The sequence below is a fragment of the Achromobacter anxifer genome (assembly GCF_903652925.1).
Classification (GTDB): domain Bacteria; phylum Pseudomonadota; class Gammaproteobacteria; order Burkholderiales; family Burkholderiaceae_B; genus Achromobacter; species Achromobacter anxifer.
The window spans coordinates 19,763-32,668 of record NZ_CAHLAR010000025.1; the positions used below are offsets into that span (position 1 = coordinate 19,763).

Here is a 12,906-nt window from a genome sequence, read left to right on the forward strand (position 1 = left end):
TTACGGCGCCATCTGGCGCGCCAGCGCCTTGCGGTCGACCTTGCCCACCGCGTTCTCCGGCAGGCGCTCGATCCACAACACGTCGCGCGGCACATAGATCCGGCCCAGGCGCGCCAGCACCTCGGCCTGTATGTCCGCCACATCCGGCGCAGCGTCCGCCGCGCGCTGCACGAAGACCACCGGCACCTCGCCCAGGTCTTCGTCCGGCGCGCCCACCACGCAGCAGGCGGCCACGCCCGACATGCCGGTCACCACGCCCTCGATCAAGGCGGGAGAGATGTTCTCGCCGCCGCGGATGATCACGTCCTTGATGCGGCCGGTGATGCTCAGATAGCCCTGTTCGTCGAAACGACCCAGGTCGCCCGTGCGCAGCAGGCTCGGCGCGCCCGCGTCGGCGCTGTCCACGCCCAGGTAGCCCAGCATCAGGCTGTCGCCGGCGATGCAGATCTCGCCCTCGCCGCCCGGCGCGGCCTCGCTGCCGTCGGGCAGGCGCAAGGTCACGCTCTGTCCGGCCAGCACCGTGCCCACCGAACCCACGCGGCGCGCGGCCGGCGGATTCATGGTCGACGTGCAGGTGGCTTCCGACAGGCCGTAGGACACCACCAGCGGGCAGCCCAGGAAGGCCTCGATGCGCCGGTGCTGCGCTTCGGTGATCGGCGCCGAGCCGCAGCGCGCGAAGCGCAGCGCCGCCAGGCTGGCCGCATCGAATTCCAGCTCCAGCATGCGCGCGTACATGGTTGGCACGCCGGTGATGATGGACGGCCTGAACGCGCGCAGCAGGCCCGGCATGTCCTCCGCCCGGAAACGCCCCGCCAGCGCCACGCAGGCGCCCGCGAGCAGCGGCGCGAAGATCTGGTTGTTCAGCGCATTGGTGTGATGCAGCGGCATCACGTGCAGCAGGCGGTCGTCCTGCGTCAGTCCGGTGTGCGCCAGCACGCCGCGCGCATTGTTGGCAAGCCCGCGATGGCTCAGCAGCACGCCCTTGGGATTGCCGGTGCTGCCGGAGGTGAACAGCAGCAGGCCCGCGTCGCCCGGTTCGGCCTCGCTTGCGCCCGTCCAATCCTGCGGGCCTTGCGCCACGCCGGCGGCGTCCAGCAGGCGCTGCGGTGCCAGGCCGCTGGCCCTTGCGGTCGCCGCATTGGCCGCATCGTGCAGCACCCAGCCCAGGCCCACCGCCGCCACGCGCCTTGCGGTTTCCGCGTCCGACAGGCGCGGCTCCAGCGGGCAGGGGCAGGCGCCCGCCGCCATCGCGCCCAGGATCGCCAGCACCTGCGCCTGCGACCGTTCCATCGCGATGGCCACCTGGCTGCCGCGCGCGACGCCGGCGGCTCGCAGCCCGCCCGCGATGCGGCCGACTGCAAGATGCAGCGCGGCGTATGTCAGCGTGCCGTCCGGGGTTTCGATGGCGGGGCGGCCAGCCCACGAGGGCTGGTTCCACAGGCGCGCGAAAGCGGCCACCAGCGTGGCGTCGGCTATCGTCATGGCGGCCTCCTAGCGCAGGACGACGGCGGCGTCGCGTTCGAACTGCCCGTCCGGGTCCAGCTCGCGCAGCGCGCGGGCCTCGGCCGCGGAGGGCAGTGCGGACGGTTCGGCGCCAGTGGCGTCGAACTCGAAGCCGGTGCGCTCGCGCACTTCCGACAGGCTGGATTCCGGATGCCAGGACTGCAGGGCCAGCCGGCCGTCGCGCTTGACGAACACGGCTATCGGCGTGACCACGCCATGGAATCCGCCCCACGAGGTCATAAAGTCCAGCTTGGACACGAAGGTGCGCCGCGAATGTTCGGTGCGCCAGGTGCAGGCGCGCTTGGCGGTGGGCAGCATCACCGCGCCGCCCCCGCCGCCCGGCAGGCGCACCTTGGGCTCATGCCAGTCGCCGATGCAGGAGTTGTTGGCGCAGCCTTCGCCGTCGATCTGCGCCGCGCCCAGGAAGGTCAGGTCCATGCGGCCGCGCGTGCACAGGTCGTAGAAATCTTCGTTCGAGAAGATCGACGCCGTGTGCTCGGCCAGCACCGGATCGGAACTGGAAATCGGCACCTGCGACGGCCGCGGGTTCACGCCGCCGGCCACGTTGATGTAGACGAAGTCCCAATCGTAGGCGCGCTTGGCCAGCAGGCAGGCCAGCATCGGCATGGTGGAATTCACGCCACTGAAGGTGATCTCGTCCGGCCGGATGAACCGCGCCAGATTGGTCACGATGTACGAAAAACCCGACCATTGCTCAGCCATGCTGCACCTCCCGCGCTTCGGGCGCCGCAGCCATGTGCGCCTGCAGATCACTATGTTTGTCCATGTATGCCTCCACCGCCGGATAGTCGATGGCGTAGTCCGGCCAGCAGGAGCCCGGCCATGCGCTTTGCGGCGCGATGGCATAGGCCTGCACCATGAAGAACGGCACCAGCGTGGATTCCGGATTGGCCTCGAACACCGCGCTGTCGACGAGCTTCTCGGCCACCACCAGCACGCTGCCCGCGGCGCGCGACATGATGCGGTCCCAGTGCGCGGTGCCATGCACCCGCACATTGCCCAGCGCGTCCACTTCCGACGCGTGGATCACGGCGAAGTCCGGGCGGATCGCCGGCACCACCCAGGTCTTCTGGCCGCTGCCATAAGGATCGTCCAGGCACTTCCAGCCATTGAGCTCGGGCAGGCCGCTGCCATGCAGGCCGCCGCAGGGTTGAAACGGCACACCGAAGGCCGCCGCCCGCAGGCCGGCCGTGAGGCTGGCGCAGGCATGCTCTTCCAGTTCGATCTCGCGGCGCTCGACCGCCTTGCGGTACCAGGGCGCCAGGCCGAAATTCCCTTCCATGGCGACGATGCCGGCGCGTACCCGGCGCAGCGCGCCGGCGCGGCACAGGATGTCCACGTCGTAGCCCGGCGACTGCTTGATCAACTCCAGGTCGCGCCGTCCCTGGCGTATCAGTTCGCGCACGAAGGCGAACGGCCCCCGGTGCAGAAAGCTGCCGCCCAGGGCGATCGACGCACCGTTGGGCACCAGCGCCGCCAGTTCCGCCAGCGTGCACTGCTTGTTCTTCTGATTGAAACCCGATGCCATGATGTCTCCTAGCCTGCTTGTTCTTTGGTGATCAGCGCGCCTGCAGATATGCCGCCACGCGGTCCTTCAGTCCCGGCTCGGCGGCCGAGCGCACCAGCCGCGCGAGATCGGTGTCCGGCGTTTCGGCCGACAGCGCCGCATACAGCTGGACGCGGCTGGCGCGGCTCAGCGCGGAGGCGGCGTCCAGCGCCTCGCGTTCGATCTGCGGCCAGTCCTGCGCGGCGGCCACGCGGCTGGCAAAGCCATCGCGCAAGGCCTCTTCGGCAATGAACGTGGCCGCCTGCTCCAGCACCGTGCGCGCCCGCTCCGCCCCCACCAAGGCCGCGTAACGCCGCGTGCCCAGCACCAGGCCGAACTTCAGTCCGGGCATGCGGAAGGTCGCGTCAGGCGCGCTGACGCGCCATTTGCAGGCGCCGAACAGGTCCACGCCGGCGCCGAAGTTGCGGCCATGCGCCAGCCCCAGCGTCAGGCAGGGCGACGCCGCCAGCCGCTGCAGCAGCGTCTCGATGCGCACGAAGCGCAACAGCAGGTCGCCTTCGCTCTGTTCCTGCCAGTTGCCGAAATCAAAGCCCGCGCTGAAGTTCCTGCCTTCGCCCTTGAGCACGATGAGGCTGGCGTCCGCGGCTTCGGCCTGGTCCAGCGCGGCGATCAGCGCCTCCACCAGCTCCGCCGACAAAGCATTCATCTTGTCGGGCCGCGCCAGCGTCAGCACGTGCGCCGCGCCTTGCTTGTCGATGCGCAGAACATCGCTCATGCCGTCTCCTTCCTGGCGGCGCGCAGCGCGCCCAGCACTTCGTCGTTGTGTTCGCCCAGTGCGGGCGGCCGGCGCCGCAGGGCCGTGGTCTGGCCGTCGAACCGCACCGGCAGCCCGAAGGTGCGCGTGCGCACGCCGTTGGGCAGCTCCACGGGCTGCACCCAGCCCATGTGCTCCACCTGCGGATCGGCCAGCACTTCGGAATAGGTGTTGATCGGCGCGCAAGGCACGCCGGCGGCGCGGAAACGCGCCAGCCAGGTCTGCGCGTCCTCGGCTTCGAAAATCGCTTCCAGGATGTCGCGCAGCGCCGCCTGGTTGCGGGCGCGCGCGCTGGTGTCGGTAAAGCGCGGATCGGCCAGCAGGTCCTCGCGGCCAACGGTGGCGCAGACGCCCTTCCACAAGGCCTGGTTGCCCGCCGCCATGCCAAAGTAGCCGCCCTTGCAGCGGAAGGCCTGGTAAGGCGCATTGCGCGGATGCGCCGAGCCCAGCTTGACCGGATCCTTGCCGCTGCCGAAGTACTCGGAGGTCTGCAAGGCGGCGATGCCCAGCGTGGCGCCCAGCATGGGCACGTCGATATGCGTGCCCTGCCCGCTGGCCTGCGCCGCGCGCAGGGCCGAGGCGATGGCGAAGGCGCCGTACAGGCCCGCCGAAAAGTCCGCCAGCGGCACGCCGCATTTCACGGGTTCGCCGCCGGCCTCGCCGGTCACGCTCATGATGCCGCTCATGGCCTGGATGGTCAGGTCGAATCCGCCTTCCTGCGAACGCGGTCCCGACTGGCCGTAGGCCGAGATCGAGCAATAGACGAGCTTGGGGTTGGCCTCGCGCAGTTGCGCGTAGCCCAGCCCCAGGCGATCCATCACGCCCGGGCGGTTGTTCTCGATCAGCACGTCGACGGTCAACGCCAGCTCGCGCGCCAGGGTCAGGTCGCCGGGATCCTTCAGGTTCAGCGTCACCGAGCGCTTGTTGCGGTTGAGGGACGCGAAGTTCTCGCTGTAGCCGTCCGAGATCGGCGGCCAGCTGCGCAGCGTGTCGCCGCCTTCGGGGTTTTCGACCTTGATCACGTCGGCGCCCATATCCGCCAACAACATGCCGCAAAACGGCCCCGCCGCGACATTGCAAATCTCCAGCACCGTGATGCCGGCCAGCGCCGAACTGGGTGTCATGTCTGACCTCTCGTTATGAAAATTCAATATTTAGGACTAAAAAAACATTATAAGTGCGCACCCCGAAGGCTGGCATCATCCATGCCCTGGCCACGGTGATTAAGGCCGACTCCGTTGCAAATCCTAGTGCAATCCCTAGGTGACGCGCTTAATTGTTGACCAGCATAGCACCCTGTGGAATTCTAGGTAAACCATTTATTGATACATGAATCCTATATTTTAGGATTTATAAAAAAGGACCGCAGCCGTCAGCGCATGCCGTCCCCACCTACACCAAGGAGACCTCCCATGAAGAAGATGTGGCGCATTGCCCTGACAGGCATGGTTCTGGCATTGGCGGGCGGCGCGGCCGCGGCCGACAACTGGCCGACCAAGCCCGTGCGCATGGTGGTCCCCTTCCCGCCCGGCGGCGCCACGGATGCCGCCGCGCGCATCTACGCGCAGCACCTGGGCGACTATCTGGGGCAAAGCGTGGTGGTGGAAAACAAGGCGGGCGCCGGCGGCGAGATCGGCGCGGAATACGTCGCCAAGTCCGCCGCCGACGGCTACACGCTGCTGATGGGCGCAGTGGGCAGCCACGCCATCCATGCGGCCATGCCCGATAAGCCGGGCTATGACTTCGGCACCGCCTTCGTCGGCGTGTCCATGGCCACCAGCATGCCCATGGCCGTCGCAGTGAACAGCAGCAAGATCCCCGCCAAGAACGTGCAGGAGCTGATCGCCCTGGCCAAGAGCAAGCCCGGCACCATCACCTTCGGCTCGGCCGGCCCCGGCACTTCCCAGCACATGGCGGGCGAACTGTTCCAGGTCGTGACGGGCACCCGGCTCATGCACGTGCCGTACCGCGGCAGCGGCCCGGCCATCACCGACCTGCTGGGCGGCCAGATCGACATGGTCATCGAAACGCTGCCGGCGCTGCTGCCGCAAGTCGCCAGCGGCAAGATCCGCCTGCTTGGCGTCACCACCGCCACGCGCGCCACGGCGCTGCCCGACCTGCCCACCTTGGCCGAACAGGGCGTGAAGGACTATTCCGTCGCCACCACCTACGCGCTGCTGGCGCCCACCGGCACGCCGCCTGCCGTGGTGGACAAGCTGTCGGCCGGCATGCAGAAGGCCGCCGCCATGGCCTCCGTGCAGCAGGCCGCGCAAAAGCTGGGCGCCGACGCGGTGGCCACCACGCCGGCGGACACCAGCCGCGTGCTCAAACAGGAGGTCGCCCGCTGGGCCGACGTCGTGCGCCTGTCGGCCGCCAAATGAGCGCGCCCCGCTTGATGGTTCCCCACGACGCGTCCGCGCCGCTCGCAGCGGACCTGGCCATCGTCGGCGGCGGCTCGGTGGCGGTCAGTTTCCTCTATCAGTTCCTGCTCGCGCTGGACGCCACGGGCGGACGGCCGCTGTCCATCGCGCTGTACGAGCCAGAGGCCGAACCCGGCCCCGGCGGCGCCTACCAGGCCGACCTGCCCAGCAACCTGCTCAACATCCCCGCCGGCAATATGTCGGCGCGGGCGGACCAAAGGCTGGACTTCGTGGAGTGGCTGTGCGAGCAGGATCCGGCCTGGCTGCGCGCCCAGGGCGCCGACACGATAGCGCCAGGAGATTTCCTGCCGCGCCCCCTGTTCGGCGCCTACATGCGCGCGGTGTATGCGCGGGCGCGCGAGCTCGCGTCCGCCCGCGGCATCGCGCTCACGCATGTGCAAAGCCGCGTCCGCCGCGTGGCGCCACAGCCCGGCGGCGGCGTGAGCGTCGAAGCGGAGCAAGGCGCGGCCTGCCATGCGCGCATTGCGGTGCTGTGCAATGGCAACCTGCCCTCGCAGGCCTTTGCGCAATTGCAGGACGCGCCCGGCTATTTCAACAGTCCCTACCCGGTCCATGAGCTGGCCGGCGGCATCGACGCCGACGCGCCAGTCTGCGTGGTCGGCACCAGCCTGAGCGCGGTGGACGCCATTGCCGCCCTGCAACAGGCCGGCCATCGCGGTCCCATTCTGTGCGCATCGCGCAACGGCCGCCTGCCCGCGGTGCGCAGTCCCCACAACCGGGCGCCCGACACGTTGCGGCAACTGAGCCCTGACGGCGTCACGCAGCTGGCCGCAAGACATGGCGGCAAGCTGTCGCTGGAGGCCATCGCCGCGGCGCTCAAGGAAGAAGTGCAGGCGCTGGGCGGCAGCCTCGACGCGGAAGATGTGTTCGGCATGGCGGGTGATGCGCGTGTTGCGCTGGACGCGGAGATACGGCGGTCCGAGCAGGCGGCGCGCCCGTGGCAGGCGGTGGCGGCGGCGACCAACGCCGCGGTGGACCGGATCTGGCATCTGCTGCCGGACGCGGAGCGCGGCCGTTTCCAGTCGCAATGGCGTTCGCTGTGGATGGCGCGGCGCGCCACCTTTCCGATGCGCAACGCGCTGAAGCTGCAAGCGCTGTTCAAGCGCGGCCAATTGCAGGTGCAAGGCGGCTATCTCGACAGCCGCCACGACGCCGCCAGCAGCCTGTTCCAAACACGCCTGCGCGACGCGGCGGGACAGGTCGTCACGCACGCCAGCCGCTACCTGATCAATGCCACCAGCTTTTCGGTGGACGCGCTGCGCACGCAGGACCCGCTGGTGTCGGCGCTGCTGAGCGAGGGGCATGCGCAGGCCGATCCGCACGGCGGCCTGGCGCTGGACTACGGCACGGGCTGCCTGAAGAACGCGCGCGGCGAGATCGAGCCGGACATTTCGGTGCTGGGCAGCCTGGCGGGTGGCACGTATTTCTGGACCACGTCGATGGACGTGAACGCGCGCCTGGCGCTGGATCAGGCGCGGCGCATCGCCGCGGCCCTGACGCGTTCCGCTACTGGTCCAGATAGCCCCGGCGATAGCCCATCCCTTGCGAAATGGACTGGGCGCAGGCCGACACGTCCGGCGCCAGCTGCTTCATCCTAGCCGCGCTCAGCCGGTCCAGCGGACCGGAAATGCCCACCGCGGCCACGGGCTGGTCCAGGCTGTTGAACAAGGTCACGGCCAGCCCGCCCACGCCCTCGCGCCACTCGCCGCGATTGACCGCATAGCCGGCGCGCGCGATCTTGCGCAATTCATCCTTCAGCAGCGGCATGGACACGATGGTCGAGGGCGTGTGGCGCACCAGCTTGTCGGCGTAGCGCTCGACATAGCCTTCGGCCTGATAGGCCAGCAAGGCCTTGCCGGTCGCGACCGCATAGGCCGGCGCGCGGCCGCCCACCATCGAATAGGCGCGTATGGGCTGCGGGCTGTCGATCTTGTCGACATAGACCACGTCGAAGCCGTCCAGCACCGACAGGTGCACGGTTTCGCCGGTCTGGTCAGCCAGGGTGCGCATGAAAGGCGCCGCCAGCTTGCGCACGTCCAGCTGCGCCAGTTGCCGCGCCGCCAATTCGAACAGGCGCACGGCGCCGCGGTAGCCGCCGCCGTCGTCATCCTTGATCACATAGCCCGCGTGTATCAGCGTCTGCAAGGTGCGGTGCGTATTGCTGCGGGTCAGCCCGACGCGGGCGGCCAGCGCATCGATGGTACGCGGCGGATTGTCCACGTCGGTCACCGCCTCCAGCACCATCAGACCTTTGAGCAGCGTCTTGTCCATTATCTATTTTCCTAATATTTAGGACAGAAAAATAGCACGAGACGCCGCCCGCGAACAGGTCTCAGCCCTTGCCTTGCGCAATGGCGGCGCGCACGGCTTCGGAACGGTCCCACAGGTTAGGCAGGCTGGTCGACGAATAGCCGGAAACAAAGGGCTTGGCCTGCCCCGTCGCGGGGTCATAGACGTGGCGCGACACGGCGCCGATGTTGCCGCCGTAGAGATGCACGCTGATGGAAGCGCGGTCCGGGTAGGCGTTGGACACGCGGTGGATATCGCCTTCTGCGGGCGACAGGCGCTCCACGTCGCCCGGCTGCAAGGTGGTGGCGGCGCCCGCCGGCTCGACGCGGCCATCTGGAGTCCGGACATAGCGCTGATTCACTTCGGCGCCGCGCAGCATGCCCACATAGCCCCAGACCTCGTGGTCGTGCACCGGCGTGAACTGGCCCGGCCCCCACACGAAGCTCACCAGCGAGAACCGCTCCAGCGGATCGCAATGCAGCAGGTACTGCTGGTAGTACTGCGGATGGGGCGCGGTACAGGCCTCGGGCAGCCAGTCGTCATGGCGCACCAGGTCGGCGAATGCGGCCTGCAGTTCCGGCGTCTGCGCCAGGCCGGACGGCGTGGCCATGCGGGTCGCGGTGGCGATGAAATGGCGCAGCCTGTCCAGGCCGGCATGAGATTCAGGCATTGCTACTCTCCATGACTTTAAAAATCCCAGATTGAAAAAGCAGTATCCACGATTCAGGAAAAATACGCCTTCTTGCCCCTCACAGCGCCTGGGTAATCGCTCCGGGCTTTTCTTGACAGGCCCATGCGCGCGCGTGCAGCGTATAGGCCTGGCTTGAAGATCGAAAATGAAAAACACGCATCACGATATTCCTCCCCCGCTGGCGCAGGCGCTGCGCCACGCGCGCCGCGCGGTCGTCTTCACCGGCGCAGGCGTATCCGCGGAAAGCGGCATCGCCACCTTCCGCGACGCATTGACCGGCCTGTGGTCGCGCTTCGACGCGCAGGCGCTGGCGACGCCCGAGGCGTTCCAGGCTCATCCCGACATCGTGTGGGGCTGGTATGAATGGCGGCGCGCGCAGGTCTTGCGCGCCGCGCCCAACGCCGCGCACCGCGCCATCGCGGAACTGGCGCGGCATGTGCCCGAGCTTCTCGTCGTCACGCAGAACGTGGATGACCTGCACGAACGCGCGGGCAGCCCCCGCGTCGAGCATCTGCATGGCAGCCTGCACGCGCCGCGCTGCTCGGCCTGCGGCGCCGCGCAAGCCTTTGCCGATGCCCTACCCGACGAGCCCGAGGAAGGACGCCGCATCGCTCCGCCCGTATGCACGCATTGCGGCGCGCCGGTAAGACCGGGCGTCGTATGGTTTGGCGAAAGCCTGCCGCGCGATGCCTGGAATGCCGCCCTGCAGGCCGCCGAAACGTGCGACCTGCTGCTGAGCATCGGCACGTCCGCGCTGGTCTATCCCGCCGCCGAATTGCCGCAGCGCGCGCTGGCCGCGGGCGCGGTCGTCGCGCAGATCAATCCATCCGCCACGCCGCTGGATGCGCGCGCCCATCACAACCTGCGCGGCGCGGCCGCGGACCTTATGCCCGCGCTGCTGGCCAGCGCGGGCTTTGGCGTCACCACTTGCACCCCCGGTCCGTAACGGTGTCGGCCAGCAGGAACGGCAAGGCCAGCAAGCCCTTGTCCGCGTGCGCGTTCTTGCACGGCGGCCTGGCGCTCTTGGCGATGCCCCGCGCGATGTCGGATTGCTCGGCCGGCGCCTTGGGTCCCAGGCGCACGACGGGCTCGCCACGCGCATGCGGCATGCCCGCCGCCGCCGCGTCTTCGGCGCGCCAGCCGAAGTCGCGCGAAGGCGCCGCCGCGCTTGGCTCCCCCATCCCCTTGTCCGGCTGCCGCGCAGGCGGCAGAGGCGCTTTGCGCGCACCTGAGCGCTCGCGCGGCGCGACGGCAGACGCCGGCCGTCTGTCTGGCGTTGACGCGGAACTGGATTCGGACGCCGGAGCGTCCTGCACTAAGCTCCCCTGCTGAGTATCGGACGTCCGGAGCATCGACTGCGCCGGCGCTTTGGGAGGCAACAGATCCACGAAGAACGGCGACTCTGGCTCATGCCAAGCGCGCGCGCTCGCGGGCTCGATCCGCTCACGCCACCACAGGCTAGCCACTCCCGCATGCAGCGCGCATGACGCCAGCACCGCCCACCATGCCAGCGCTCTCGCGCGCGGCCGCGCATCCTGGATTCCAGCCGCGCATGCACGCATCTGCCACATTCGAACCATACGCCCGGAACAGCGGGCAACGCGGCGATGATAGCCCCGCGCATGGTGAAGATTTGTGAAGATGTGGAGGGCTGATGTAGCGCACAATCAGTGACTGGAGGCAGGCGAGGGAAACCCCCAAATCCCACCACACGTAGCGCGGATTACAGTGGCGAAACAGGTTTCGGCAGCGGAGATCATCATTCCTTTTTCCTGGAGACTTCCCGACGTGTTCGTACGTTCGCCAGACGGTGTCTTGCACCGTGTGGTGCGTCACGCCACGACCACCGAAACCATCGCCCAGCTCGAAAGCATGCCCAGCAACTATCACCTGGATTGCGAATGCATGCTCGACAACGGCGAGACCCTGCACTGGATCGGCGACGACCAATACCGCCAATTGAATGGCGGAGCCATCTACACCGCCGAACCTGCGGTCACCACACCTCGCAGCGAATCCCGCAAGGGCCATGCCGCCAAAAGCGGCCTGCGCGACACCCGCAGGAAACCCGACCCGCGCAAGACCCATGCGCCGGGCCAGGGGCACTTACCATTAGCTGTCGTCAATCTGAAAACCGGCAACGATTGGAGCCTGATACGCGCCTGGCGCGAGCATCTCAATATCAGCACCGCTGATATGGCTGCCCGCCTGGGCGTGGACCACTCCATCTATATCGAACTGGAAAGGCCGCGCCCGCGGCCCAGGCAGGTTATCCTGGACCGCGTTTCCGAAGCCCTGGGCGTCTCTCCCGACCAGCTCGATGATTCATTGTTTGGAGGACACGTTCACTAGCGCCCGGCGCAGAAACCGCAAGTTTCCCGTCCTGGCGCGCTGAATTGTCCAAATGACTTTGGCGCCGTATATCCAATGGCCCGCGCATGGAGGTATCGCATATGCTCGGCACCGCAAGACGATTGACCGACGTCCTCGCCACCGCGCCGGACGGCACGCTCTACCGCATTGAACGATTCGTTTCGGACCCCGATGCCTACTCCGCGCTGGGCACGTCCCGCTTCGACCCGAAAACGCATTGCGTATGCCGCACCAGCACAGGCGAAAAGGTCGCCTGGCTCGGCGGCCAGACTTACCAGCTGCTCAAGAGCGGCACGTCCTTGACGGCGGTGGACCGACGACGACGCGCTTGAGCGCCCACGACAGCGTCAAGCCATCGCTTCATGGGTGCGGCGCAAAACAAAAAGGCCTTCGATCCAAGATCAAAGGCCTTTCCGTTTTCTCTTTACGTATCTGACCAAGTCATGAAACTTGGCGCGCCCGGCAGGATTCGAACCTACGACCCCCTGGTTCGTAGCCAGGTACTCTATCCAGCTGAGCTACGGGCGCTCCGAAAGAGGCGTGTTTATAGCATGAAATCCATGGGCCGCGCAAATCGCCCGGTGGCGATGGCACGTTTCGCGCGTCATCGCCGTCCTGTTTGAGCCAGGTCAAGACTTGCCCCAGGCATCGCGCAGTACGCTGAAAACGTACGCCCGGCACGCGCGCAGCGCTGCGGACGCGAACCTGAGCTAGGTATTGCACATGGCCAAGAAATTTCCCCTGCATCCCAAGCACCCCGAACGCATCTGCTGGGGTTGCGACCGCTACTGCTCCACCGACGCGCTTGCCTGCGGCAACGGCTCGGGACGCACCATGCACCCGGCCGAACTGCTGGGCGATGATTGGTACACGGTTGGAAACTGGGATCTGGGCGAAGAAGAAGCGCCGTCGGGCAAGAACGCGGATGCGATGACTGCGCATTGACGCGCGCGCATGGCGTGCATGTATGAAGCAGGTGCGCGCATTGATTGATGCGCATGCATGCGATACGCATGCCCGGAACGTCCGCCTTCAGGCACACGCATCGCGCATGAAACGCTCAAGCGCGAACATGGACGCGCAAAACAAAAAGGCCTTCGATCAGAGATCAAAGGCCTTTCCATTTTCTTTGCTGTATTGGCCAAGTGATTAAATCAACTTGGCGCGCCCGGCAGGATTCGAACCTACGACCCCCTGGTTCGTAGCCAGGTACTCTATCCAGCTGAGCTACGGGCGCATTTGCGTTTGAAAGCAAGCCTTGAATAAT

At 67.4% G+C, this 12,906-nt stretch carries 14 protein-coding genes and 2 tRNA genes; 6 read left to right on the forward strand and 10 right to left on the reverse strand.

Features of this window, described 5'->3' with window-relative positions:
- Genes HWY37_RS34395 through HWY37_RS34415 form a run of 5 tightly spaced genes read right to left on the reverse strand, consistent with a single transcriptional unit; the run spans position 1 to position 4,969 of the window.
- On the reverse strand, positions 1-1,482 hold the full coding sequence (locus tag HWY37_RS34395) for a class I adenylate-forming enzyme family protein (protein ID WP_176090914.1): 1,482 nt from the start codon (positions 1,480-1,482) through the stop codon (positions 1-3).
- 9 nt (positions 1,483-1,491) lie between these two features.
- On the reverse strand, positions 1,492-2,226 hold the full coding sequence (locus HWY37_RS34400; protein WP_176090915.1) for a CoA-transferase subunit beta: 735 nt from the start codon (positions 2,224-2,226) through the stop codon (positions 1,492-1,494).
- A complete protein-coding gene (locus tag HWY37_RS34405; RefSeq protein ID WP_176090916.1) occupies positions 2,219-3,052 on the reverse strand; it encodes a CoA transferase subunit A in 834 nt (277 codons plus the stop codon). The genes HWY37_RS34400 and HWY37_RS34405 overlap by 8 nt, the downstream gene beginning before the upstream one ends.
- Before the next feature lie 31 nt (positions 3,053-3,083).
- Positions 3,084-3,806 carry an enoyl-CoA hydratase/isomerase family protein gene (locus tag HWY37_RS34410; protein WP_176090917.1) on the reverse strand — a complete coding sequence of 241 codons (723 nt, stop codon included), beginning with the start codon at positions 3,804-3,806 and terminating at the stop codon, positions 3,084-3,086.
- Positions 3,803-4,969 (reverse strand): CaiB/BaiF CoA transferase family protein, encoded by a 1,167-nt coding sequence (locus tag HWY37_RS34415; protein WP_176090918.1) that lies wholly within the window; start codon positions 4,967-4,969, stop codon positions 3,803-3,805. Before HWY37_RS34415 ends, HWY37_RS34410 begins: the two co-directional genes overlap by 4 nt.
- Before the next feature lie 288 nt (positions 4,970-5,257).
- On the opposite strand from HWY37_RS34415, the gene HWY37_RS34420 reads away from it, so the two are divergent.
- Both HWY37_RS34420 and HWY37_RS34425 read left to right on the forward strand, forming a co-directional pair.
- Positions 5,258-6,226 carry a Bug family tripartite tricarboxylate transporter substrate binding protein gene (locus HWY37_RS34420; protein WP_175206708.1) on the forward strand — a complete coding sequence of 323 codons (969 nt, stop codon included), beginning with the start codon at positions 5,258-5,260 and terminating at the stop codon, positions 6,224-6,226.
- Entirely contained in the window at positions 6,223-7,884 is a 1,662-nt protein-coding gene (locus HWY37_RS34425) for an FAD/NAD(P)-binding protein (RefSeq protein ID WP_246302482.1), read from the forward strand. Before HWY37_RS34420 ends, HWY37_RS34425 begins: the two co-directional genes overlap by 4 nt.
- On the opposite strand, the gene HWY37_RS34430 is transcribed toward HWY37_RS34425, so the two are convergent.
- Positions 7,793-8,557: an IclR family transcriptional regulator gene (locus tag HWY37_RS34430; protein ID WP_175206709.1), complete on the reverse strand. Its 765-nt coding sequence runs from the start codon at positions 8,555-8,557 to the stop codon at positions 7,793-7,795. The genes HWY37_RS34425 and HWY37_RS34430 overlap by 92 nt on opposite strands.
- A gap of 61 nt (positions 8,558-8,618) precedes the next feature.
- Positions 8,619-9,245 carry a cysteine dioxygenase family protein gene (locus HWY37_RS34435; protein ID WP_176090919.1) on the reverse strand — a complete coding sequence of 209 codons (627 nt, stop codon included), beginning with the start codon at positions 9,243-9,245 and terminating at the stop codon, positions 8,619-8,621.
- 166 nt (positions 9,246-9,411) lie between these two features.
- Between HWY37_RS34435 and HWY37_RS34440 the strand changes: the two genes are divergently transcribed.
- On the forward strand, positions 9,412-10,212 hold the full coding sequence (locus HWY37_RS34440) for an SIR2 family NAD-dependent protein deacylase (RefSeq protein ID WP_176090920.1): 801 nt from the start codon (positions 9,412-9,414) through the stop codon (positions 10,210-10,212).
- Here the strand turns inward: HWY37_RS34440 and HWY37_RS34445 are convergent.
- The gene (locus HWY37_RS34445; protein WP_246302483.1) at positions 10,187-10,447 is read right to left on the reverse strand and encodes a hypothetical protein; all 261 of its coding nucleotides are present in this window, start codon (positions 10,445-10,447) and stop codon (positions 10,187-10,189) included. The genes HWY37_RS34440 and HWY37_RS34445 overlap by 26 nt on opposite strands.
- Before the next feature lie 547 nt (positions 10,448-10,994).
- Between HWY37_RS34445 and HWY37_RS34450 the strand changes: the two genes are divergently transcribed.
- Together HWY37_RS34450 and HWY37_RS34455 are read left to right on the forward strand one after the other, a co-directional pair.
- Positions 10,995-11,618: a helix-turn-helix domain-containing protein gene (locus tag HWY37_RS34450; RefSeq protein ID WP_246302484.1), complete on the forward strand. Its 624-nt coding sequence runs from the start codon at positions 10,995-10,997 to the stop codon at positions 11,616-11,618.
- 101 nt (positions 11,619-11,719) lie between these two features.
- Positions 11,720-11,971, forward strand: coding sequence for a hypothetical protein (locus HWY37_RS34455; RefSeq protein WP_175206713.1), 252 nt, complete (start codon positions 11,720-11,722; stop codon positions 11,969-11,971).
- 119 nt (positions 11,972-12,090) lie between these two features.
- On the opposite strand, the gene HWY37_RS34460 is transcribed toward HWY37_RS34455, so the two are convergent.
- A tRNA-Arg gene (locus tag HWY37_RS34460) sits at positions 12,091-12,167 on the reverse strand.
- A 195-nt stretch (positions 12,168-12,362) separates the two neighbouring features.
- Between HWY37_RS34460 and HWY37_RS34465 the strand changes: the two genes are divergently transcribed.
- A complete protein-coding gene (locus tag HWY37_RS34465; protein WP_175206714.1) occupies positions 12,363-12,584 on the forward strand; it encodes a DUF3079 domain-containing protein in 222 nt (73 codons plus the stop codon).
- A 215-nt stretch (positions 12,585-12,799) separates the two neighbouring features.
- Here the strand turns inward: HWY37_RS34465 and HWY37_RS34470 are convergent.
- Positions 12,800-12,876, reverse strand: a tRNA-Arg gene (locus tag HWY37_RS34470).
- Positions 12,877-12,906: the final 30 nt, after the last annotated feature.

Bases quoted from the DNA above. Each gene is read 5' to 3' on its own strand.
- HWY37_RS34395 (WP_176090914.1), bottom strand. From the start codon at position 1,482: ATGACGATAGCCGACGCCACGCTGGTGGCCGCTTTCGCGCGCCTGTGG.
- HWY37_RS34400 (WP_176090915.1), bottom strand. From the start codon at position 2,226: ATGGCTGAGCAATGGTCGGGTTTTTCGTACATCGTGACCAATCTGGCG.
- HWY37_RS34405 (WP_176090916.1), bottom strand. From the start codon at position 3,052: ATGGCATCGGGTTTCAATCAGAAGAACAAGCAGTGCACGCTGGCGGAA.
- HWY37_RS34410 (WP_176090917.1), bottom strand. From the start codon at position 3,806: ATGAGCGATGTTCTGCGCATCGACAAGCAAGGCGCGGCGCACGTGCTG.
- HWY37_RS34415 (WP_176090918.1), bottom strand. From the start codon at position 4,969: ATGACACCCAGTTCGGCGCTGGCCGGCATCACGGTGCTGGAGATTTGC.
- HWY37_RS34420 (WP_175206708.1), top strand. From the start codon at position 5,258: ATGAAGAAGATGTGGCGCATTGCCCTGACAGGCATGGTTCTGGCATTG.
- HWY37_RS34425 (WP_246302482.1), top strand. From the start codon at position 6,223: ATGAGCGCGCCCCGCTTGATGGTTCCCCACGACGCGTCCGCGCCGCTC.
- HWY37_RS34430 (WP_175206709.1), bottom strand. From the start codon at position 8,557: ATGGACAAGACGCTGCTCAAAGGTCTGATGGTGCTGGAGGCGGTGACC.
- HWY37_RS34435 (WP_176090919.1), bottom strand. From the start codon at position 9,245: ATGCCTGAATCTCATGCCGGCCTGGACAGGCTGCGCCATTTCATCGCC.
- HWY37_RS34440 (WP_176090920.1), top strand. From the start codon at position 9,412: ATGAAAAACACGCATCACGATATTCCTCCCCCGCTGGCGCAGGCGCTG.
- HWY37_RS34445 (WP_246302483.1), bottom strand. From the start codon at position 10,447: ATGGGGGAGCCAAGCGCGGCGGCGCCTTCGCGCGACTTCGGCTGGCGC.
- HWY37_RS34455 (WP_175206713.1), top strand. From the start codon at position 11,720: ATGCTCGGCACCGCAAGACGATTGACCGACGTCCTCGCCACCGCGCCG.
- HWY37_RS34465 (WP_175206714.1), top strand. From the start codon at position 12,363: ATGGCCAAGAAATTTCCCCTGCATCCCAAGCACCCCGAACGCATCTGC.